The 23,128-nt window shown below is 60.8% G+C and carries 16 protein-coding genes; 14 read left to right on the forward strand and 2 right to left on the reverse strand.

Annotated features, from left to right (window positions below; translation table 11 throughout):
• Positions 1 to 27 precede the first annotated feature (27 nt).
• Together V1475_RS16095 and V1475_RS16100 are read right to left on the reverse strand one after the other, a co-directional pair.
• Positions 28 to 1,818 carry a pilus assembly protein TadG-related protein gene (locus tag V1475_RS16095; protein ID WP_479413567.1) on the reverse strand — a complete coding sequence of 597 codons (1,791 nt, stop codon included), beginning with the start codon at positions 1,816 to 1,818 and terminating at the stop codon, positions 28 to 30.
• On the reverse strand, positions 1,808 to 2,056 hold the full coding sequence (locus tag V1475_RS16100; protein ID WP_479413568.1) for a hypothetical protein: 249 nt from the start codon (positions 2,054 to 2,056) through the stop codon (positions 1,808 to 1,810). Before V1475_RS16100 ends, V1475_RS16095 begins: the two co-directional genes overlap by 11 nt.
• Before the next feature lie 61 nt (positions 2,057 to 2,117).
• On the opposite strand from V1475_RS16100, the gene V1475_RS16105 reads away from it, so the two are divergent.
• The 14 genes from V1475_RS16105 (at position 2,118) to V1475_RS16170 (ending at position 23,088) form a co-directional block, all read left to right on the forward strand.
• Positions 2,118 to 2,516, forward strand: coding sequence for a hypothetical protein (locus tag V1475_RS16105; protein ID WP_479413569.1), 399 nt, complete (start codon positions 2,118 to 2,120; stop codon positions 2,514 to 2,516).
• Positions 2,517 to 2,971: 455 nt separating this feature from the next.
• Positions 2,972 to 9,313 (forward strand): hypothetical protein, encoded by a 6,342-nt coding sequence (locus V1475_RS16110; protein WP_479413570.1) that lies wholly within the window; start codon positions 2,972 to 2,974, stop codon positions 9,311 to 9,313.
• Positions 9,314 to 9,587: 274 nt separating this feature from the next.
• Complete coding sequence (locus tag V1475_RS16115; RefSeq protein WP_479413571.1) at positions 9,588 to 10,175, forward strand: DUF6931 family protein; 588 nt, start codon at positions 9,588 to 9,590, stop codon at positions 10,173 to 10,175.
• Between the two features lie 76 nt (positions 10,176 to 10,251).
• Complete coding sequence (gene tagH / locus V1475_RS16120; RefSeq protein ID WP_479413572.1) at positions 10,252 to 11,514, forward strand: type VI secretion system-associated FHA domain protein TagH; 1,263 nt, start codon at positions 10,252 to 10,254, stop codon at positions 11,512 to 11,514.
• 53 nt (positions 11,515 to 11,567) lie between these two features.
• On the forward strand, positions 11,568 to 13,118 hold the full coding sequence (locus V1475_RS16125) for a type VI secretion system protein TssA (protein ID WP_479413573.1): 1,551 nt from the start codon (positions 11,568 to 11,570) through the stop codon (positions 13,116 to 13,118).
• 96 nt (positions 13,119 to 13,214) lie between these two features.
• Positions 13,215 to 13,766: a type VI secretion system contractile sheath small subunit gene (tssB, locus tag V1475_RS16130; protein WP_479413574.1), complete on the forward strand. Its 552-nt coding sequence runs from the start codon at positions 13,215 to 13,217 to the stop codon at positions 13,764 to 13,766.
• 50 nt (positions 13,767 to 13,816) lie between these two features.
• Positions 13,817 to 15,310, forward strand: a complete 1,494-nt coding sequence (gene tssC, locus V1475_RS16135) for a type VI secretion system contractile sheath large subunit (protein ID WP_479413575.1) — start codon at positions 13,817 to 13,819, stop codon at positions 15,308 to 15,310.
• A gap of 21 nt (positions 15,311 to 15,331) precedes the next feature.
• Positions 15,332 to 15,817 (forward strand): Hcp family type VI secretion system effector, encoded by a 486-nt coding sequence (locus V1475_RS16140; RefSeq protein WP_066709095.1) that lies wholly within the window; start codon positions 15,332 to 15,334, stop codon positions 15,815 to 15,817.
• Between the two features lie 93 nt (positions 15,818 to 15,910).
• A complete protein-coding gene (gene tssE / locus V1475_RS16145) occupies positions 15,911 to 16,516 on the forward strand; it encodes a type VI secretion system baseplate subunit TssE (RefSeq protein WP_479413576.1) in 606 nt (201 codons plus the stop codon).
• Positions 16,513 to 18,432: a type VI secretion system baseplate subunit TssF gene (gene tssF / locus V1475_RS16150; RefSeq protein ID WP_479413577.1), complete on the forward strand. Its 1,920-nt coding sequence runs from the start codon at positions 16,513 to 16,515 to the stop codon at positions 18,430 to 18,432. Before tssE ends, tssF begins: the two co-directional genes overlap by 4 nt.
• Entirely contained in the window at positions 18,429 to 19,439 is a 1,011-nt protein-coding gene (gene tssG, locus V1475_RS16155; protein ID WP_479413578.1) for a type VI secretion system baseplate subunit TssG, read from the forward strand. The genes tssF and tssG overlap by 4 nt, the downstream gene beginning before the upstream one ends.
• 41 nt (positions 19,440 to 19,480) lie before the next feature.
• Complete coding sequence (gene tssH, locus V1475_RS16160; protein ID WP_479413579.1) at positions 19,481 to 22,120, forward strand: type VI secretion system ATPase TssH; 2,640 nt, start codon at positions 19,481 to 19,483, stop codon at positions 22,118 to 22,120.
• Between the two features lie 123 nt (positions 22,121 to 22,243).
• On the forward strand, positions 22,244 to 22,885 hold the full coding sequence (locus V1475_RS16165) for a hypothetical protein (protein ID WP_479413580.1): 642 nt from the start codon (positions 22,244 to 22,246) through the stop codon (positions 22,883 to 22,885).
• Positions 22,882 to 23,088: a hypothetical protein gene (locus tag V1475_RS16170; RefSeq protein ID WP_479413581.1), complete on the forward strand. Its 207-nt coding sequence runs from the start codon at positions 22,882 to 22,884 to the stop codon at positions 23,086 to 23,088. The genes V1475_RS16165 and V1475_RS16170 overlap by 4 nt, the downstream gene beginning before the upstream one ends.
• Positions 23,089 to 23,128 lie beyond the last annotated feature (40 nt).

Here is a 23,128-nt window from a genome sequence, read left to right on the forward strand (position 1 = left end):
TGTTTTGTTCCCGGCAAGCGATGCACTTCATCTGACCAGCATGACCTTTCCACAGGACACACCTTCAAGCGTCAGGTCCGCTTCTCCGACACCAATGCCGAGAAGATTGAGAAGGGCGTCGAGCACCGCATCGATGGGAGTCAAAAGCGCAGTCAGCAACATGTTCGGCAAGGTGGTCAGGATCAGGTTTACCAGTGCGACCACCGGCGCCAAAAGCAATTCGAGAATCCCGCCCAGAAGCGACTGGCTGTCATTGCTGACGCTGATCTCGAGGTTGTCCGGGTCCAGAAGGCTGGCCACGGTCGAACTCAGCAACCCCTCGACGCCATAGGTCTGTGTCTCGCCGATCTGAGACACGAGAAATTCTGTTTCCGGCTGTTCGGAGATCCCCGTCGCAACATGGGATTTGATGTTCAGGGAGAACAAGTCGATGGTGATCAACAACAGGCTCAGTTCCAGATCGAGAAACTTCGCGGGTTCCAGCAAAGCGGCGTCCAGCGGGGTCGTCGTGTCCTCGAAGGTCGGCGCATCGAATTCACCCAAAAACAATTCGAGCACATGGTTGCCCGTCGTGCCGGTCATCGGCGCAAAGCCCGTGTCGAACCGCGCCACCACATCGTCCGCATCCCCGGCGTCGCAATTGAGATCCGTCAGCGTGGCCGTGGCGCTCGCAATCTCGGCATAAAGCGGCAGACGCAAAGACAGCACGGATCCCCCTTCTCCTATGCCATCCAACAGGCTCGGAGACAGATCGAGCAGCAACTTCAGCCGAACCTGCGCCGTATGCACCGTGGCCCCACGATCCCCCAGCGTGATCCAGCCGGACCCCGCCTCACGCTCCCCGACAATCAATGCCAGATCGGTGTCCAGAACACCCGGAATGTCGAGGTCGACACTCGCCTCGATATAATGGTCCTGATTGAGAATCTCGACGCTCGTCATCAGGAGGTCGAGGGCGGTCATGGAAATTTCCCCAAGAATATCCTCGAGTTGCAGCGCGATATTGTCGCCATCGACTGCAATCAACTGCGACGCATTGAGAGTGCTGGACACCACACCATTCAGAATGGCGGTCAGCACATCGGTCGAGCCCGACACCAGCCCGGTATCCAGCAGCGCCCCCGCCACATCGAGCAGGTCAATCTCGGAATTCAGAATGTCTTCATAGCTCGCGGCGGTCAGGTCGATCCGGTTCGCCAGAGCATCGGTGAAGGTCAGCAGGTCGATATTCGTATTGGCAAGGGCCTCGTAATCGAGAGCCGTGAGCGTCAAAGAGGTGCCCAGAAGCTCTTCGAGCAACGCGTTCAACAAGCCCTCATCGAGCGACAACAGGCGCGAACCAAGGCTGAAGGAGGCGAAATCGAACCAGGCCGCCGTGGCGGAGGCGCGCAAAGGTGTGCTGTTCGTGCCAAGAAACAGCGATGAGAAATAGAGCGGCGCGTCATCCGTGAGGACGACCTCCGCCGCATTGGTCCCGGTGTCGGTCAGATCCCCGCCGGCGAACCGCGCCTCGGGCGAGACGGCAGCGTCATAGAGGTATCGACCATAGGTCAGGCTCTCCAGATCGGCGGCAGCCAGCGCATTGCCCTCCAGCGTCTCCTGCGTGTTCAGCGCCGGGCTGTCGTCGAGATTCAACACGGCACTCACCGCCGCCATATCCGCGCGGGTTTGCAGGGTTTTCTGGTCGAAATAGAGCGAGCCCAGATCGACCCCCAAGGCCAGAAACCCGATCGCCACGGTCATGAACAGCGCGACCACGATCGCAACCGCACCGCGCTCATCGCGATGAAAGCGATGTACACGCCCCTCAATACGCAAGGTAACTGCTCCGGGTGATGTCGGCGATCCCGATGCCAAGGAACTTATCCGCCACCTCGACCGCCGTGCCGCTCAGATCGTAGGTCAGCGTGATCCGCAATGCCGTGACGGTCAGCCCGCTCTCCGTCACCGTTTCACTCGGCGTCACGGTGCGGGAAATCTTGTCGGCGTCCAGAAAGGCGAAGCGCTCTCCGGGGCTGTTCAGAAAGCTGTCCGCCCGCAGCACGCGGTCGGCCATGAACGGCTCGCTCACCGAATAGCGCAGCGCCTCTGCCGCGAATTGCTGGAGGCTGTTGGCGATGGCGAAATACTGGCCGAACGCGATTGTGTTTGCTATGACGGCGACCCTGATTGCAGGCGTCGGCTTTGCCTTCGACTTCTTGCTTAGAGCAAAAGACTATCCGCAACTTTCAATGGTCATGCTCGCAGTCATCGCTCTGGTCATCGCCGGGTTCTCCTTTCTCTACGCGATTGGCATATCCTTCATGCTGGGAAAAAGTTCACAGAAGACAATGACAGAAGAAAAACCACAGATATTTTCAAAGGCATGGTTTTGGCGTGGCCTGCGCCTCTCCGCGACCTTTGTCATCATGATGGTATTTTTGGGATTTGGCTGGTTTTTGCTCAACTTTTCCATCGACAATTTGTCAAATTCTCTTGGGGCTTTGAGAGATTATCTGATGGCCCAGATGAGCTAACCATCATAAACAGACGGGCTTTATAACGTTGATTTCAGAGCCCTTTCCAACATCAGGAACCACTTCCCAATTCGCGTCCCCGGCCATTGACGCCCCATCCGCAAAATTTCGTTTAGGGCAGGCCCACCCTGCCCCACCTTTTCACGGCCTGCAAATCGTACATCAGAGTTTCGAGAAAGCCGGCCCGCCACAACGGAGTACCCTTCCCCCTGCCCCTGAAAGTCTTTGGAGCAGACGTCTCAAAATATCCGCAAACTGCGTGTTTTTGTGACAGTAAAGAATATTTACCGAATATTCATCAAAACCCATTTGCCACAGCGGGCGCCACATGCATTCTTGGGTCAAATGTATCGAGGTCAGGGAGAGAGAATTTTGCTTTCCGCTCTGGCATCATGTCAAAGGTTTGGTCGCGCTGGCTCAGAATCCGTATCTGCGCGCAATTTGAAGGGACTATTATGTTGAACGAATTTCCAAGAGACTTTTCGATAAAACAACGCACAGCGCTGATTGCCTCCGCTTCGGTTTTGGCTCTGATGCTCGGCCTCGGCGGAACGGCGCAGGCCGCCGATCTCTACTGGGACGGGACTGCCGACACGGTTGGGACAACCGATGCGGACGGCACTGGCGGCACTTGGGACACGGGCGTAGAACTTAACTGGGATACGGCGGACACGGGAGGCACCCCCTCAGCATGGACCGCCGGCGACACTGCCAATTTCGGTGGTCAGGACGGCGGAACTGTCGACATCGTTGCCGGTGGAGTGGTCGTGGATAACATCACCGTTACGGCAACAGATGACAGCGCCACAGACTACACACTGACCGGCCCGGGCGAGATTTCCGCCGCAGATAGCGGAATGACGCTGACAATTAACGATGGCCAGACACTCAATCTCGACACGGAAATCAATGATGACAGCGGCGACGCCACCCTCGCCGTAAAAAGTGATGGCGCCGGAACAACCGGGACGCTGAACCTCTCAGGGAGTGGCAGCCTCGATTTCGATACGATCGTCATCTCGGGCGGCGCAAGTGTCAATAATAACGGAACAATAACGACGGACAACACCACCTTCGTTGCGGCTTCTATCGGAGAAACCACGTCTCTCACCAACAGCGCCACAATCAATGGCGACATCGCTGTCAACGTCGGTGGCACGGGGGTCGCCTCCGTCACCAACGCCTCCGGCGCTACGATCGACGGCAACGTCACCGTCGGCTTTGGCGATGCGACATTGAGCAACTCCGGCGAAGTCACCGGCACGCTGACGAACTCCGGCACCGGGTCGAGCAACGCGGGCACGGTCGGCGCGCTGGTCAACTCCGGCGGCACCTTCGACAACAGCGGCACCGTCACCGGCAGCACCTCGGTCTCGGGCGGCACGGTCACCTCCTCGGGGGATCTGACCGGCGGCGCGACCGTCACCGGCGGCGAGCTCAACATCACCGCAGGCACCTCGGGCGACATCGACAACCAGAGCGGCACGCTCGACATCGACGGCGGCGACATCGGCGCAATCACCAACGCCGACACGCTTGAGCTCGGCGGCGGGACTGTCGCCTCCGTGACCCAGAGCACAGGCTCCACCACCGTCGATGGCGACACCACCGTCACCGGCACGACCGACATCAACGGCGGAACCTTTGCGGTCAATTCCGGCGCCACCCTCACCGGCAGCGTCGATCTCGATGCCGCCGCCACCTCCGGTACCATCTCCGGCACGGTCGACGGCGACGTCACCAGCGCCACGGAGGTCGATGTGGCGAGCGGTGGCGAAGTCACCGGCACGCTGACGAACTCCGGCACCGGGTCGAGCAACGCGGGCACGGTCGGCGCGCTGGTCAACTCCGGCGGCACCTTCGACAACAGCGGCACCGTCACCGGCAGCACCTCGGTCTCGGGCGGCACGGTCACCTCCTCGGGGGATCTGACCGGCGGCGCGACCGTCACCGGCGGCGAGCTCAACATCACCGCAGGCACCTCGGGCGACATCGACAACCAGAGCGGCACGCTCGACATCGACGGCGGCGACATCGGCGCAATCACCAACGCCGACACGCTTGAGCTCGGCGGCGGGACTGTCGCCTCCGTGACCCAGAGCACAGGCTCCACCACCGTCGATGGCGACACCACCGTCACCGGCACGACCGACATCAACGGCGGAACCTTTGCGGTCAATTCCGGCGCCACCCTCACCGGCAGCGTCGATCTCGATGCCGCCGCCACCTCCGGTACCATCTCCGGCACGGTCGACGGCGACGTCACCAGCGCCACGGAGGTCGATGTGGCGAGCGGTGGCGAAGTCACCGGCACGCTGACGAACTCCGGCACCGGGTCGAGCAACGCGGGCACGGTCGGCGCGCTGGTCAACTCCGGCGGCACCTTCGACAACAGCGGCACCGTCACCGGCAGCACCTCGGTCTCGGGCGGCACGGTCACCTCCTCGGGGGATCTGACCGGCGGCGCGACCGTCACCGGCGGCGAGCTCAACATCACCGCAGGCACCTCGGGCGACATCGACAACCAGAGCGGCACGCTCGACATCGACGGCGGCGACATCGGCGCAATCACCAACGCCGACACGCTTGAGCTCGGCGGCGGGACTGTCGCCTCCGTGACCCAGAGCACAGGCTCCACCACCGTCGATGGCGACACCACCGTCACCGGCACGACCGACATCAACGGCGGAACCTTTGCGGTCAATTCCGGCGCCACCCTCACCGGCAGCGTCGATCTCGATGCCGCCGCCACCTCCGGTACCATCTCCGGCACGGTCGACGGCGACGTCACCAGCGCCACGGAGGTCGATGTGGCGAGCGGTGGCGAAGTCACCGGCACGCTGACGAACTCCGGCACCGGGTCGAGCAACGCGGGCACGGTCGGCGCGCTGGTCAACTCCGGCGGCACCTTCGACAACAGCGGCACCGTCACCGGCAGCACCTCGGTCTCGGGCGGCACGGTCACCTCCTCGGGGGATCTGACCGGCGGCGCGACCGTCACCGGCGGCGAGCTCAACATCACCGCAGGCACCTCGGGCGACATCGACAACCAGAGCGGCACGCTCGACATCGACGGCGGCGACATCGGCGCAATCACCAACGCCGACACGCTTGAGCTCGGCGGCGGGACTGTCGCCTCCGTGACCCAGAGCACAGGCTCCACCACCGTCGATGGCGACACCACCGTCACCGGCACGACCGACATCAACGGCGGAACCTTTGCGGTCAATTCCGGCGCCACCCTCACCGGCAGCGTCGATCTCGATGCCGCCGCCACCTCCGGTACCATCTCCGGCACGGTCGACGGCGACGTCACCAGCGCCACGGAGGTCGATGTGGCGAGCGGTGGCGAAGTCACCGGCACGCTGACGAACTCCGGCACCGGGTCGAGCAACGCGGGCACGGTCGGCGCGCTGGTCAACTCCGGCGGCACCTTCGACAACAGCGGCACCGTCACCGGCAGCACCTCGGTCTCGGGCGGCACGGTCACCTCTTCGGGCACTCTCACCGGCGGCGCGACCGTCACCGGCGGCGAGCTCAACATCACCGCAGGCACGTCGGGCGACATCGACAACCAGAGCGGCACGCTCGACATCGACGGCGGCGACATCGGCGCAATCACCAACGCCGACACGCTTGAGCTCGGCGGCGGGACTGTGGCCTCTCTCGACAACACCACGGGCAACGTCACCATGACCGGCGGTGAAATCACCGGCGATCTCGACAATGCCAACAGCATGACAGTCGAAAGCGGCACCTTGTCGGGCAATGTCAACAACTCCGGCACGCTCAATGTTGCGGTTGATCAGACCGTGGGCGGCGATATCGACAACTCCGGCACCCTGGCCCTGACCACGGACGGCATCACAGTCGGCACCAGCGGCACCTTGACGACTTCGGGCAATGTGACCACGGTCGGCACCGGTACGCTCTCGGCAGGCACCATCGTGATCGACAGCAGTGCGACATTCAATGGCGGCACAGATCTCAACGGTTCGGTGGTGCTGGACGGGGCCATAGAGAACGCGGCCACGCTTTCCGTCTCCGGCGACATGACACTGACCGGCGATCTGACCAACACCGGGGGCCTGAGCTTTGATGCCATCCTGGATGCAGGCGGCAATGCGATCACCAACGATGGCGGCAGTTTTGACGTCAACGCGACGGGAGGGATCACCAATGGCGGCGCGCTGACCAATCAGAACGGCGGGGCCATGAGCTTTGCCGATGGCAGCACCAGCACCGTCGCCAGCACGACCAACACCGGCAGCGGCAGCGCGCTCACAGTCGATGGCACCCTCAATAGCGCGGGCGGGATCAGCAACACCGCAGGCGCCACTCTGACCGTCGGGGCGACCGGCGCGCTCACGGGCAATCTGACCAACAGCGCGACCTTTGATCTCAACGGCGGGTCTGTCGGCACGGTCAACAACGTCTCGGGCGGCACCATGACTGTCACCGGTGGAGGCAGTGTGAACGGCACGCTGACCAATGCCGATACGCTCGACATCACCTCCGGCACACTCACTGTCTCCGGGGGCAGCAGCAACAGCGGCACGGTCGACATCGCCAGCGGTGCGACTTTGGACTCCGATCTCGACAACAGCGGCGATGTGACCCTGACCGGCGAAATCGACGGCACTCTGAGCAACCAGAACGGCGGTACTGTAACCGTGGACGGGGCTGGCTCGGCGATCACTGGCACAACGAGCAATGCAGGCGATCTGGTGATCGACGACGGTGCGGTTTTGACCGCAGGCGGCACGATGACCAACCAGAGCGGCGGTTCCATCGCTCTGGCGGGCGATCTGGTTGGCAATCTGGTGAACGCAGCCGGCGGCACGATCGATACGACGGACGCAGAGGGCCAGATTGACGGCACGCTCACCTCGGCGGGCACGGTGACCGTGGACAGTGGCGAAACCCTAACCGTGACCGGGTTGACGACACTTCAGGACGGATCGCAAACCACGCTCAATGGCACGTATCTTGGCGACATCACCCTCGACAGCGGCGCAACGATGGATGTGGGGGCCAGCGCAGTGCTCGGCTCTGACACCAATCTGAGCACGATCCAGAACGGTGGCGACATGACGCTTGGCGGCGATGTTTACGGCGATCTGACTGTGTTGAGCAGCGGCACAGTGGTGGTCTACGACGATTTCATGCTGACCGGCACCCTGACGAACGCGGGCGATATGACGGTTGAGACCGATCAGACCATTTCGGCAGGCACCTCGGCTGAGATCACCAACTCAGGCACTCTCACGCTTTACAGTGGCAGCGCGATTGTCGATCTGGTCAACACCTCGGGAGGCACCACCGCTTTGGTCAATGAAACCAGCGGGGCCTCGAGCACGGCAACAATCGCATCGCTCGACAACTCCGGCACGCTGGACCTGGCCAACGGCGTCGACACCGATGTTCTCAACATCACCGGGGATGCGGCGATCAACGGTACGGTGGAAATGGATGTCGATCTCTCCGAAGGCTCATCCACCGGCGATCTTATCGCGGTCGGTGGAGATCTCTCCGGCTCGGTCGTTCTCAGCTTCAGCAACACCAGCGACTCTTTGGGAACCATCGACGCAGGCGGGATCACGGTTCTGACCTATGGAGGCAGCTCCACGTTGACGATCACCGACACCAGCGGGCTGGAGACCTCCGGCGGTCTGGTTTACTCGCTCACCGATACCGGTGCGGGCAGCTATGTGATCGAAAGCTCGGTTTCTGACGGCGTCAGCGCCGTGGCCTCCTCGGTCGGCCTCATCCAGTCTCTCATCGGCTCCGTTGTCAACCGCCCGACCTCGGCCTTCGTGGCTGGTTTCAACCCCGGCGAAAACGAGCCCTGCGGCTTCGGCAGCTGGGCACGCGCGACCGGGGGCAAGGCGGAAGCCGACGGCAATTTCACCGACGTGGGCACCGGGCGCAGCGGCAGCAGCCCGCTCAGCCTGAACTATGGCGGTCTGCAGGCGGGCGGTGACTATTCCTGCTTCGGCGGCCACTTCAACGGCTGGAACCTCTCGTTCGGCGGCATCGTCGGGGTCAACACCGGTTCCTCCAAGAACGACGTCTACAGCTTTAGCGCCCTAACCGGCACCTCTACCGACACCGTGGTCAGCCGCACGAAAACCGATTTCGATCAGACCTATGTCGGTGGCTATGTCGTGGCAGAGAAGGATCGCTTCTTCGCTGATCTGCAACTGCGTCTGGAAGATACGGCCTTCACCTCGACCAACAGCGCTGTCGCGGGGTCGAGCGGCACCGATCTCGGGCTGACGAATGCGGAATACGACAACACCGGTTACACCATCTCTGGCTCCATGGGCTATGTCTTCCCTGACATCGACAAACGCGGTCTGAACTTCGTAACGACCGCCGGGTTCTCCTTCACCAGTTCGGAAACCGATCCGATCAACTTTGACGACGGCTCTGTGCTCGAACTCGAAGATGGCGAAACCCAAATCGGTTTCCTCAGCGGTTCTCTGTCAAAAACCAAGGTCGCCACAGATCAGAAGAGTGCGCTCAACTATTTCAGTACGCTCACGCTCTATAACGACTTTGCGGACGACCGTCTGGCGACCTATATCGACAGTGCGGGCGACACGAGTGACATTTCCCTCGAGACTCTGGGCGCCTATGGCGAGTTGTCGCTGGGCATGAACTACACCCGCCTGCTGGAAACGGGTGATTTCGGGGCTGCGAAAATGCTGAACGCCACCGTTCGTCTTGACGGGCGCAAGGGGGAAAATATCGACAGCTGGGGCATCACCGGCCAGTTCCGGATTCAATTTTGATCTGACATGCTTAATCTGACATGGCCCGTTTCGGCGGGCCGTGTCGCTTCAAAGAAAACACAGACTTATTCTGCGGATGAACACGGCCAACTCATTTCGGAAACTTGGGGCTCTGCCCCCGGAACAGTTTGACACCGTGCCCCCGGACGGTATTCGATTGACGAGATGAACGATGCAGTCCGAGATCGGACACCGGAACAACAAAACACCGGGTAAAACCAGATCGAACACCACAACACGGCGCAGGACAGACAGGCGTGAAGACAGGGAAACCATGATGGATAGTGAACTCGACAGCGAACACACCATGCCCCCAAAACGCAGCTTGCGGATCGACAACCCGCAAGCCCTTTATCGTAGCATGCCGGAAGTGGGGATTTTCACCAAACACCGCCCGAACGAGCACGAGGATGCGCTCGGCTATCTCGAACGGCTGCGCAGCTCGACCACGCCGGAAGATGCGGTGACCTATGCCGCCTTCGCCGCCGAGCCGAAAATGGCGATCTCATGGGGCGTCGATTGCGTGCGGATGAACCAGCCCAATCTCTCTCCCGAAGACAGCCATCTCGCCAATGCGGTGTTGCAATGGCTCGAATATCCCGGCCATGAGACCCGCTGGCATGCCATGCAAAGCGCGCTTTTCGCCCCCCGGCGCACCCCCCTCGTCTACCTTGGCCTCGCGGTGGGCTGGTCCGGCGGCCCCATGGCGCCGAACGACCCCTTGGCCGTCCCCCTCTGGCGGACCCCGAAAGCGGTGAATGCCGCGGTTTTGTCGTCGATTGCCACGCTCGGGCTCGATCATCGCTCGGTGAGCCTTGCCCGCGTCCTCGATCTCGCGGCAGGATTGTTCAGAATCTATTAAACGCCACATCTCATAAACGCCAAGTCCGAGAGGCATCCCTCCTCGGAACGGACAGGCCCAACACTTTGAAGACCCTATGCAAAGCCTGACATTGCGCATTGAAAACCACGCCACTCTGCCAAACGGGGGGCCGGTCTCCCTGACCCTGTCGGGCGGCACGGCGCAGGTCGGGCGCAAGTCCGGCATGGATTGGGTCTTGCCCGATGCCTCGCGTCACATCTCCTCGCACCATTTCGATGTGAGCTTTCGGGATGGGCGCTATTACATCACGGATGTCTCCACCAATGGCACCTTCCTGCATGGCGAACGCTATCGGCTCGACAGCGCGCATGAAGTGCAGGACGGCGATCGCTACACGGTCGGGCAATATATCATCCGCGCCACACTCGACGCCGGGGCGGCCGCTGGCCTGCCAGACGGGCTGCCAGTCGGGCTGCAAACCCCTATAACAGGCCCGGCCTCCGGCGCACCGCATGGCGTCTCTGTGCCGCCCTATCAGGCCGAACTCGACGATTGGGCCGATCTGATGCCGCAAACCCCGGCGCATCATCATCCCTCAGGTCTGGGGGGCCAGCCGCCGATCCCCTCACCCGGCCAGATGCCGCCGCCAGCGCACGCCCCGGATATGCGGCCGGATATGGGATATGCGCCCTACGCGCCAGAACCCGCCCTCCCCGAGACGCCACCCGCGCCACAACCTTTTTACGGCCAGCCCGTCCCGCCGCCCCCCGCGCCTGACATCCCGTCGCAGCCGCCCAACAGCCAGACCGCGCAGGACCGTTTCCTCGCCGCCTTCCTCGAAGGCGCCGGGGTGCCGCCGCAGACCGTGCCAGACATTCCTCCTGAGGTGCTTGCGCGTATGCTCGGCCAATGCGTCCGCATGTGTACCGACAACTTCATGAAAATGCTGACGGATCGTGCGGCGGTGAAGATGTTCTTTTCCAAAGAAGAACGCACCATGCTCAACGCTGCGGGCAACAATCCGATGAAATTCATGCCGGACCGTGACGCCGCCTTTGCCGCCATGTTCGTGACCCCGCGCGATGGCTATATGACCGGGCCCGACAGTTTCGCCAACGCGCTGACCGACATTCGCCAGCATCAGGCCGCCGTGGTCGCAGCCCTTCAACCGGCGCTGGCGGATATGCTCGACGGGCTGTCCCCCGACGAGATCGAAGCCACGACCGAAGGCGGGCGGTTAAGCGGCAAATCCAGGAAGTTCTGGGAAGAATTCGTGCAGCGCTGGGACGACAAGGCCTCACGCGGTGAAAACGGCATGTTGGATTCATTTATAGACGCCTTTTCAAAGCATTATGCCGATGCGTTGCGTCGGATGTGACGGCATGGCATGTACAGAATGAACGCGAGTCAGGGTATGAGGGAGATCGGTATATGAGTCTGGATTGGGTGAACAAACCACTGGCCGACGACAGCCCGGCAGGTCCTGACCTCTGGGAGGCCGACGACGCTGAATACGGTGATTATTACTTCTCCGCCCTCGACCGGATCGACATCACCTATGTCAAACCGGGGATGGACAGTACCACCGTCTTCGACCCTGCGGATGTGGATCTGAAGAGCGAACTTGCAAGTATCGATGCGCTTTTGAAACGCAGCCGCGACTTGCGGCTTTTGTCGCTTCGGGCACGTTGGGCAATCCTCGCCGGGAAACTCTCCCCCTGCGTCGAAAGCGTCGAAGCGATGGCCGATCTGATGGCAGAGATGCCCGAACATGTGCTGCCGACGCTCGAACATGGCCCGGCAGACCGGCTTGATGCCTTCAACGATCTGAGCCATCAGGAAACCATGCTGCAACCGCTGCGGCACCTGAATTTGGCGGGCACCCCCACCACCTTCCGGCTTGTCACCGTCGCCCGCGGCGAGATGACGGCACGCGAGGACGAGCAGGACGTCGAATTGGGCGCCTTGATGCGCGAGTTGAGTTTCGCAAAGGAAGAAACCCAACAAGACCGGCTTCTTTTGAAGCGGTTCCGCAATGTTCTGCATCGGATCAACGGCGCCATCACCAGCGGGCCGAAGCCACAATTCGCACCGCTCGACAGCCTTCTGTCGGATATTCTGGCGCTGCTCGACGCCGCCGTGCCTGATCAGGCCCCGGCACAAGCCCCTGTGGCCCCTGAGACGCCGGAGGCACACGCGGATACTTTGCTTGCGGGCCCGTCGACCGAAGCGCCGATGATGGTACCTACGCCCCCGCAAACCGAGATCAAATCGCAACAGGAGGCCGCCGCTCGTCTGCGGGCGGTTGAGCAATATTTCCGCCATTTCGAACCCTCTTCGGCGGCGCTCCTTCTGGTGACGCAATCCCGCATGCTCTTGGGCAAATCGCTCATCGAGGCCTTCGAGGTCTTGATGCCCGACACCGCCGCACGCGCCGCGATCAATTTTGCCGAGGACAGCGGGTTTCGCCTGAGCCATGGCCATTTGCGGGCCCTGTCCGATCAGGCCATGAGTGTAACAACTCTACCTCCCGTAGCTGTTACTCCCGAGCCGGAGACCGCCGCCAAGCCCGAACCCGAGCCCGCACCGGAACCGGTGCCAGAGCCGGAAGCTCCACGCAAATTGTCGATCGACGAGATCCTCGGCATGCACGAATCGGGAAGCGCCGCACCGAAACCTGCGACCACCATGTCTGAACCCAAACCTGAGCCGCAATCCGCGCAAACCGCTCCGGTTACGACGGGGAAAGTTCCTGCATTCGTTCCCCTTGACCCGAAAGATGAAGATGCGCTGATGACAGAAGCTGCGCGCTTCCCGGTGCTCACTTCGCAGGATGCTCAAACACAGCTGTTGTCTATAGAGAGCTATTTTAGGGCCGTAGAGCGCTCTTCCCCCATTCCGATGTTGCTTTCAAAGGCCCGTTCTTACATCGGAAAAGACTTCGAAACCTTAATGCGCGAGCTGATTCCGAGACAACCCTGACGTGAAAGCTTCATGAAGTGTGGGCAATTATGCCATTGACATATCAGCCTTCTCCGGGTCTCAATCTTCGGTAGAAAGTTTTGGAGGAAGTGATTTATGGCCTCAGATACGGGCAGCGGACACATTCGACGTAATCGTCCACCTCGGGTGCATATCGCCTACACGGATCCGATCGACTCTCAGAAGGAAGTCGAGCTTCCTTTCGTGATGGGGGTGATGAGCGACCTGTCCGGCAACACGCCCGGCGTTGAGAAGGCCCCTGTGGATCAGCGCGAATTCGAAAAAGTGACGAATTCCACACTCGACAGCTACATGCAGAAAAAGGTCCAACCGGGCCTGAGCATGATGGTCGACAACAAGCTGAAGGACGGCGAAGGTCAGAAACTCGGCGTGTCGCTTCGGTTCAACTCAATGGACGATTTCGAACCGGCGCAGATCGCGAAGCAGGTGCCTGCCCTCAACGAGCTTCTGGAAGCACGTCAACAATTGGCCGATCTTTTGCTCTACATGACGTCGAAACCGAAGGCGCAGGAGCAGATCAAGGAATTGCTGAACGATCCGGAACGTCTCAAGGTGCTTGCCGCTCAAGCGAAAGCCGAGGCTGACGCCCGCAAGGCCGCGGAAGCGGCAGAGACGCCGGAAGAGTGACAATCGCATGCGGCCATTGCGGCGCCGCATTTTTACAGGGAGCGTGACAATTGGCAGAAGAAGCCCAGGTCGCATCGGGAGAACAGAAGTCCGCGCTGAGCGAACTTGAAGATTTCTCCGCCATTCTGAAACAGACGATCAACCCGACGACAGAGGTGGCCGAAAAAGCCATTGACAACGCGCTGGCCACAGTGGTTCAGACGGCCGTTGCCGAACAGACCATCGTCGACGATGACGTGATCGACACGTTGCAGGCGATGATTGCCGGGCTCGACCAACAGTTGAGCGCCCAGGTCAACGAGATCCTGCATGCCGAAGAGTTTCAGAAACTCGAAAGTTCCTGGCGCGGTCTGGCCTATACGGTCAACAATTCGGAAACCGGTGCCTCGCTTCAGGTCGAGGTGATGAATGCCTCCAAGTCCGAACTGGCGTCGATGATGAAACGCTATCCGGGCGCCAAATGGGATCGCTCGCCGCTCTATCGCCAAATCTACGAGCGCAAGATCGGCACGCTGGGCGGTGCGCCCATCGGGGCCATCGTGGGCGACTATTATTTCGACCATTCCTCTGCCGATGTCGCCCTGTTGAGCTCGGTGTCCAAGATCGCCGAAGCCGCACTTGCGCCCTTCATCGCCTCCGCTGGTCCGCGTCTTCTGGGCTTAGAGAGCTGGAACGACATTGCCAATCCGCCGGATGTCGAAGACCTGTTCACCGCCTCTGACTATGCCGGCTGGAATTCTTTGCGCGAGAGCGAAAACGCCCGTTTCCTCGGCCTCACCCTGCCCCGCGTTCTGGCCCGCGAACCCTATGGTCCGGACAGCGCCATGACCGTCGAAGAGTTCAACTTCGTCGAAGACACGGACGGCCACAAGGGCGAGAAATACGCATGGATGAACGCGGCGCACGCCATGGCTGTGAACATCAACCGCGCATTCAAGGAATACGGCTGGACCGTCCGCATCCGCGGCGTTCAGTCCGGCGGCGAAGTGACCAAACTGCCGACCCACCATTTCGACACCGGCGCAGGCGAGACCGATCTTAAATGCCCGACCGAAGTTTCAATCGACGACCGTCGCGAAGGCGAGTTGTCGAAAGTGGGCCTTCTGGGGCTCATTCACCGTCAAAACAGCGACAAGGCCGTCTTCCTCGGAGGGCAGTCGCTATACAAGCCGAAGAAATACGTGGACCCGGAGGCGACTGCATCGGACAACATGTCCTCACGCCTGCCCTATATGTTCGCGATTTCTCGCTTTAGCCATTATCTGAAGGCAATGATCCGCGATCAGATCGGATCGTCGGCAGATAAAGATCAAATCCGGAAAAACCTGCAAAGCTGGATTGATCAATATGTGACGCTCAACCCGGAAAATGCCGATGAGCGTGAAAAGGCGAAGAAACCTCTGGCTGCCGCCAGGGTTGACGTGGTCGAGGACGAACTCAATCCCGGATATTATATGGGCAAGTTCTTCCTCAAACCGCACTTCCAGATGGAGGGAATGGACATTGGGATGAGCCTCGTGTCCAAAATCCCGCCTGCCAAGTAATGATTAACTAAGGAACTTAAAATGGCTGTCGATATCTTTCTCATTCTCGACAAAATTAAAGGCGAATCCGTGGATGCAGTGCATGCGGGCTCGATCGATGTGACCGCATGGTCCTGGGGCATGTCCCAGTCCGGCACCACCCACCTCGGCCCGGGCGGCGGCTCCGGCAAGGTCAACGTGCAGGATTTGACCGTGACCAAATATGTCGACATGGCGACGCATGAACTTCTGAAGTCCTGTGCATCCGGTCTGCATATCGCGGAAGGTGAACTCATCGTTCGCAAGGCTGGCAGCACGCCGCTTGAGTATTTCAAAATCAAGATGACCGACATCATCATTTCCTCCTACACCACCGGCGGCTCCGGCGATGGTATGGACCGTGTGATGGAAACCGTGACCCTCAACTTCGCGAAATACGAAGTGACCTACGCCTCGCAAAAAGCCGACGGCTCCAAAGGTCCGGAAGGCACTGCGGGCTTCGACATCGCGAAAAACGAAGCGGTGTAATCCCCTTCGTTCGAATAGTGTCATGCGCTGCCCTTCTCGGGTGGCGCATCGACCTTTTAATGACGACAATCCCGTTTTGTAGAGCGCCCGCCCTTGACCTCCGCCCCATCTTCATCCCGGCGGCAACAGTCGCGCCAGATCCACGACCGGTCGCGCATTGCGCTGATTGATGTGTTTCGGCTCGCCTTCGAGGAAAAGGACGCTCGCGCCTCTCACGTGGTGCACCGCGAAAGGGATAACGTCACCCTGACCTCCGAACTGTCGCAACGCTCCAACGCCCGCCGCCTTGGCGTCGATGAGGAGACTTTGCGCGCGCATGTGCGTGATCACCTGTCCATCCTGATGAACACCATTCGCCTCGATGCCACAGTCGACCTTTCCGATGCGCCTCATGTGGCGCGCTCGGTGGTGAATTACGGGTTTCAAGACCTGTCCAACATGTCGCGAAAAGACCTGATCGCGCCCTATATTTCCCGCTCGATCAAGCAATCCCTGCTCGATCATGAGCCCCGCCTCGTCAAACAGTCGCTCAACGTCAAGGTAGAAGCCATCGAAGGCGATGCCCGGCAACGTATCGCCGTCTTTGTGAGTGCCGATCTGATCGCAGACCCGGCCGACATTGCCATCGAGTTTCAGGCCGATGTCGATCTCGGCGCTGGCAAATGCATGGTCGACAAACCGAAACGTGCCGCCTCATGAAGGACGCATTCAAGATAGCCTACGAGCGCGAGCTGGCGCTTCTCAAGGAACGCGCCGCGGCCTTTGCCCTCGAAAATCCGGGGCTTGCGGAGCGTCTTGGCGGATTGCTCGAAGAGAACCTCGATCCGTCGATTGCCGGGCTGTTGGAAGGCAGCGCCTTCATGGCCGCCCGCGTTCAGCTCAATATCGATCAGCAATTTCGCACATTCAGCCGCGAGTTGCTTGAACAACTCTTCCCCGACGCCACGGCCCCCCTGCCCTCCGCAATGATGGTCCGCGCCGCAGTGCCCGGCAAACCCGGCGATGTGGCTGAGGGCCGCGAGATCCCCGTTGGCGCCTATATCGACAGTTCTTTCAGCCAGGCAGAGCGCCGCACCACCTGCCGCTACCGTTTGGCCGAACCGCTCACACTCTGGCCCTTCGCGATCCCGGACGCGACCTATCACAGCTCCGCGACGCCGCTGAACGCGCTTGGCTGCGACACGCCCTCGGGGGATCAGAACAGCATACCACGCACCGAGGCCGGTCTGGTGTTCACCCTCAAACGGGGCGACGGTGGCCCGCTCGAAGAGCTGACCTGTGACAGCCTGCCGATCCATTTCACTGGCGCGATGCGCGAAGCCATGGCGCTTTACGAACAGGTGTTCAGCCAGCTCACCCGCATCACCCTGCGTTGGGAAGATCGCAATGGTGACCCGGTGCTGCGCCGCCTGCCGCCCGAGGTGCTGGCCCAGGTCGGTTTCGGCGGCCCCGGACTGTTTGGCCACGACGAGTTGCTGTTCCCCGGCATCTCCACGCTGTTGGAATATTACGCCTTCCCGCGCAAATTCCTCGGCATGATCTTCACCGACCTGTCGCGCCATCTCCGGGGCATCAAAAGCCACTCGGTTCAGGTGATTTTCGAATTCTCCGCCGTGAACAGCCATCTGAGCACACGGTTTTCCGAGGCGGACCTTGGCCTCTATTGCGCCCCTGCGGTCAACCTTTTTGAAGACGATGCCCAGCCGATCACCCTCAACAACCGCCATCATCGCTACCCGGTGACACCGAACCGCACGCCGGTGATGAATTACGAGGTGCACCGCGTGCTTGGCGTGCGGGCGCAATACGAGGGCAATCGCGAGCGCGTTGACGTGCTGCCGCTCTATGCCTTGCCAAAGGGCCATTCGACCACGCGTCAGACGCTTTATTACACGTTGGAACGGGACAGACGTCGCCTGACCAGCGAAGAGCTCCGCGCGGGCGGGATACGTTATCGCTATGAGGGCACCGAGACCTGGATCACGCTCTATCAGCCCCCCGAACAGGACGAAGCCAACCTTCTGTTCCTGCGGACACTTTGCTCGAACCGGCATTTGCCAGAAATCCTGCCGATTGCAGATGCAACCTTTCAGCTGCTCGAGGATCGCAGCGTGCATCTCAAACCCGTGGCAGCGCCGACCAAACCGCGCGAGGCGGCGAGCGAGCTGGACCGCGAGGCCGGGCATCGCAACCACGCGGGCGACAATTACTGGCGCCTCATCTCGCTTTTGAACCTCAGCCAGCGCGGCTTTACCGGTCGCGACGGCAGCGGCAATATCGAGGCGCTGCGCGAGGTTTTGCGGCTGTTCAGCGATGTCTCCGATCAGGTCACCCAAGCCCATATCAACGCGGTCCACGCGATGAATGTCCGCCCGATCACCCGCACGCTGCGCCGCCCCGACGGTTATCATAGCGCGCGCGGCATCGAAATTCGCCTGACGCTGGACGAAACGGTGATCGACAGCGGCGGGATGATCACGCTCTCGGCCATTCTGGATCGCTTCTTCGCCGATTACGCCGCCGTCAACAGCTTTACCCAGCTCACGCTTCTGGACCGCACCGGCAAGTTGCACAAGACCTGGCCGCCCCGCTCCGGATCGGGGCCGCTTCTGTGAGCGAGAAGACGGAAAAGGCCCGCGCGGAGCGGCGCAAGGGCTGGGGCTTTCTCACGCTCATGCGTCATCTGGAGCGGCGTGCGGGCAAGAAACCCCGTGTCGGCGAGAACCTTCGCCTGCGCGACGAGATTGCCGATCTGGGACAGGACCCGTTCCAGCATTTCCCCGACAGCGATCTCTCTGACGTCGATCTCGCCGCCAATCCGCCGGTGGTCCGCCCGCGTTTTCTCGGCCTCTTTGGCCCCTTCGGTCCGATGCCCTCCGCGATCACCCGCGAGGCGGCCCATTGGCAGGCCAACGGCGACGCTTCTTTCGTGCGCTTCGCCGACATGCTCACCGCGCGCTTCCAACAGCTTTTTTACCGAAGCTGGTCGGACGCCCGCGCCATCACCCAGTTCGACCACCCCACAGGCGGGCGCTTTCCCGATCAGCTCCGGGCTTTTACCGGCGATGCTGGTCTGCCGCATCGCGACCGGGGTGTCGTCGACGATACGGTGCGCGTGCGCTACACCGCGCTCACCATGGGCAGGGTCAAAAGTCCGATCAAGCTGCGCGAATTGCTCAAGGCGCATTTCAATCTCCCGGTGCGGGTCGAGGAATTTGTCGCAAGCTGGCTGCCCTTTGCGCCCGAAGACCTCTCGCATCTGGGGCAACAGGGCATGACATTGGGCCAGAATATGCGGGCCGGACGCCGGGCGCGGTCGCTGGGCGAGACACTGACGCTGCATCTCGACTGCCGCGATATGACACAGTTCAAGGGGTTTCTGCCCGGTCGACCGCAGGCGCGCGAGCTTCAGGATCTCGTGGCGGGGTATCTCGGGCCGTTCTTCGACGTCAACGTGGCACTCTGGTTGCCGAAAGGCGCGATTGCGCCGGCACAATTGGGCCAGAGCATGGAGCTTGGCTGGATGAGTGCGCTGCCGCTGGGCGTGCAACCGACATCAAAAATCACGGATGGCAACCGGGTACAGGTCTGCCGGTTCCGGATCACACAGGACATGACGTAAGGGCCGAAATGGCCCGAAAAGGGTAATAGGGACAAGATATTATGGCTGCGGAAATTCAGGTCGAAACCTATGCAGGCAAGCTCAATCGCACGGGGTATGACGCGTTTATCAAGGCGATGCGACAGGCGCGTGGCGAAGGCCATCGTCACGTCGATCTGCTGCATTGGCTCTACCATGTGGTCTCCGATCCAAAGAGCGACATCTCGGTGATGATCGGCGAGTTTGGCCTCGACCGGGCGCGGGTTTTGACCGATCTGACCAATGCGCTCGGACGGCTCGACAAGAACGTCACCGAAATGCCGGTGGTCTCCGAGATCATGAGCGCGACGCTCAACAACGGCTGGGTTTACGCCACGCTGTTGTTTGGCGAGGCACAAATCCGCACCGGGCACGCGCTTGTCGCGATCCTGTCCCATGGCGAACGCAAACGTGTGTTGCAACGGCTCTCGCCGGAACTGGGCGATCTCTCGCCCGAGCGTGTGGTGAGCGAAGGCCCGCGGGCGTGGTCGGCCTCGGACGAGGAAAACCTGCAACCGATGGACGGGTCTTCGATTGGCGCAGGCGGCACCTCAACGGAGGGCACCGAAGGCCCGGGTGCCTCCACCGCCCTTGGGCGCTTTGCCAAGGACATGACAGCGGCGGCGGACAGTATGGATCAGATCGTGGGCCGCGATGACGAGATTCGCCAGATCGTCGATGTGCTTTTGCGCCGTCGCCAGAACAACCCGATCCTCACTGGTGAGGCGGGCGTCGGCAAGACCGCCGTGGTCGAAGGCTTTGCCCAGAGGCTCGCCAAGGGTGATGTGCCTGACAAGCTCAAGGGCACGAAGCTTTTCGAGCTGGACATCCAGTCGATGCAGGCAGGCGCCTCCATGAAAGGCGAATTCGAGCAGCGGCTCAAATCCGTGATCGACGAGGTGCAAAACTCGCCGACCCCGATCATCCTCTTCATCGACGAGGCACATACGCTGATCGGGGCGGGCGGGAACGCCGGCACGGGAGACGCCGCCAACCTGTTGAAACCGGCCTTGGCACGCGGCACATTGCGCACCATCGCCGCGACCACATGGTCCGAATATCGCAATTATTTCGAGAAAGACCCGGCGCTGACCCGCCGCTTCCAGCCGGTGAATGTGGACGAACCGGATGTGGCGCGCTGTACCTATATGCTGCGCGGCATCCTCGGCCCGATGGAGGCACATCACGGCGTGCGAATCTCCGATGAAGCAATCGTCGCCGCCGTCTCGCTGTCGCATCGCTACATCCCGGCGCGGCAATTGCCGGACAAGGCGGTGTCGCTTCTGGATACGGCCTGCGCGCGGGTTGCGGTGTCACAAGCCGCCCTGCCCGCCCGGATTGCCGATATGCGCGAAAAACTGCGCGAGCTTGAGGCAGAGATCGCCTCGAAAACCGCCGAGCGCGAATTGGGCCAGACCGATGAAGAGCGCATCCTTGAGGCCGCCGAGGAGAAACAGAAGATCGCCGACGAGCTGGTCGGGATCGAAGCCGCCTATGAGGCGGAAAAGGCACTGGTCGACAGCATCCTCGAACTGCGCGCCAGCCTTGGCACAGACGAGGCCGAAGACGTCGATCCGGCTGAGGTCCGCGCCGATCTGGCCGCCAAGCTCGCGGAACTCGAAGGCGCCAACCCCGACGAACGCATGGTCTACGCCCATGTCGATGCGCAATCCGTGGCCTCGGTGATTTCCGACTGGACCGGCATTCCGGCGGGCCGCATGGTGCAGGACGAATTGGAGGCGGTTCTGACGCTGGCGGACCGGTTGAAAGAACGTGTGATCGGGCAGGATCACGGGCTTCAGACCATCGCCAAACGCATCGAGACCTCGCGCGCTGGCCTTGCGAACCCGGAAAAGCCCATCGGGGTCTTCATGCTCTGCGGCCCTTCGGGCGTTGGCAAAACCGAAACCGCTCTGGCCCTCGCTGAAGCGCTTTACGGTGGCGAACAGAACATCATCACCATCAACATGTCCGAATTTCAGGAGGCCCATTCCGTCTCACTCCTGAAAGGCGCGCCTCCGGGCTATGTCGGCTATGGCGAGGGCGGGCGTCTGACCGAAGCGGTGCGGCGCAAGCCTTATTCCGTGGTGCTTTTGGATGAGATCGAAAAGGCGCACCCCGACATTCACGAGTTGTTCTTTCAGGTCTTCGACAAGGGCATCATGGAGGATGGCAACGGGCGGCCGATCAACTTTAAGAACACGCTGATCCTGCTGACCTCGAACGTTGGCACCGAGGTGATCATGGAGATGGCCGAGGACGGCAACACCAAGCCCGATGTCGATGAATTGTCCGCTGCGCTGAAACCGTTTCAGCTCGATGTCTTCCCGCCCGCGTTGTTGGGACGGATCGTGTCGATCCCCTATTTCCCGCTGGGCAATGAGGCACTTGCGGACATCACGCGTCTCAAACTCCGCTCGGTCGCCAAACGCCTCAAGGCCTCGCACAATGCCGAACTGGTCTATGGCACGGATGTGATGGATTACATCACCGAGCAATGCCGCGACCCCGACAGCGGCGGGCGGATGATCGACAATATCATCACCAACTCCATCCTGCCGGAACTGTCGCGCCATGTGTTGGAGCGCATGGTCTCGGGCGAGGAGTTTGCGACGGTGACCGTCGAGCATACAGACGACGGTTTCACCTACACGTTCTTTTAAGCTGCGCTATGACATCCCCGGACCATCGCGTTTAGGGCGTCACGGCGCAGTCCCTGCACTGGACCCGGCTCTCATACCCGGGGCCTGAATATTTCTCTGTGTTTTATGAATAACGAGGCAAAAATGAATCTGTTGGATATCGGCAAAGCCATTCTCGAAGGCGTCGCCCAGCTTCCCCAAGACCTGTATTACGCCGGACGCCGCGCCGTAGAGGACAGCGGGGCCTTTGGCGAAGAGGCGCAGCGCAACAATGCCGCTGAATATGATCGCGTAGGCGACCTCATCCTTTCGGCGGTCAAGGATCGCAAGATTATCACCCGCGTCGTGCAGATCATTGTCACGGATTTCATGGATAAACTTCCCGATCCCTTGCAGGACAAGATGGTGGATAAGATAGCGCTTTCCGGAATCCAATTCGCCTCGAAACAAGCGGCAAAACAGGTGCTTACCACCTATATCGCCGAAGCCATTTCGATCCACATCTTTACGAAATTCATTGCCAAGCGCACCGCAAAGATCGGCGTCGGTCTGGTCCTCACGGCAGCCCTGCTCTACGGCATGGTCGAGCGCGCCTCGAATGCCTCGCAACGGTTGCAAAGAATTAACCCGCGTCTTCACAATCGGCTGATGACAGCCAAGCTCGACATGATCTATTTTATTGTCGAAGATGCCATGGCGCCCTTTGTCACCATGGATGCCATGCGCCTCCAAAACCCACAGCAGTTCGAGGCCTTTACCAATGATCTGATCGAAAAACTGCAATGAAACATCTGGCCAAATTTTTGCGTCTTGTCGCCTTTTCAGTCTTTCTTCTGGCCATTGTGTGCGGTGCGGTGGTCACCTTCGTGGTCGTCAATGACACAGGGGCGTCGACCTTCCTGGCGCTTTTGGCCAGCGCGGCGGTGATCGCCGTGCCCTCCTTGCTTTACATTTTTCTGCCGTCCTTGATCGGTCAGAAAGACGATTAAAAAATGCCCCCCAATTGGGGGGCACCACCCGGACAAAACC

It is taken from the genome of Celeribacter sp. SCSIO 80838 (genome assembly GCF_056498065.1).

Coding starts and splice junctions, on each gene's coding strand:
- V1475_RS16100 (WP_479413568.1), bottom strand. CDS start 2,056: ATGGCCGACCGCGTGCTGCGGGCGGACAGCTTTCTGAACAGCCCCGGA.
- V1475_RS16105 (WP_479413569.1), top strand. CDS start 2,118: ATGGCGAAATACTGGCCGAACGCGATTGTGTTTGCTATGACGGCGACC.
- V1475_RS16110 (WP_479413570.1), top strand. CDS start 2,972: ATGTTGAACGAATTTCCAAGAGACTTTTCGATAAAACAACGCACAGCG.
- V1475_RS16115 (WP_479413571.1), top strand. CDS start 9,588: ATGATGGATAGTGAACTCGACAGCGAACACACCATGCCCCCAAAACGC.
- tagH (WP_479413572.1), top strand. CDS start 10,252: ATGCAAAGCCTGACATTGCGCATTGAAAACCACGCCACTCTGCCAAAC.
- V1475_RS16125 (WP_479413573.1), top strand. CDS start 11,568: ATGAGTCTGGATTGGGTGAACAAACCACTGGCCGACGACAGCCCGGCA.
- tssB (WP_479413574.1), top strand. CDS start 13,215: ATGGCCTCAGATACGGGCAGCGGACACATTCGACGTAATCGTCCACCT.
- V1475_RS16140 (WP_066709095.1), top strand. CDS start 15,332: ATGGCTGTCGATATCTTTCTCATTCTCGACAAAATTAAAGGCGAATCC.
- tssF (WP_479413577.1), top strand. CDS start 16,513: ATGAAGGACGCATTCAAGATAGCCTACGAGCGCGAGCTGGCGCTTCTC.
- tssH (WP_479413579.1), top strand. CDS start 19,481: ATGGCTGCGGAAATTCAGGTCGAAACCTATGCAGGCAAGCTCAATCGC.
- V1475_RS16165 (WP_479413580.1), top strand. CDS start 22,244: ATGAATCTGTTGGATATCGGCAAAGCCATTCTCGAAGGCGTCGCCCAG.
- V1475_RS16170 (WP_479413581.1), top strand. CDS start 22,882: ATGAAACATCTGGCCAAATTTTTGCGTCTTGTCGCCTTTTCAGTCTTT.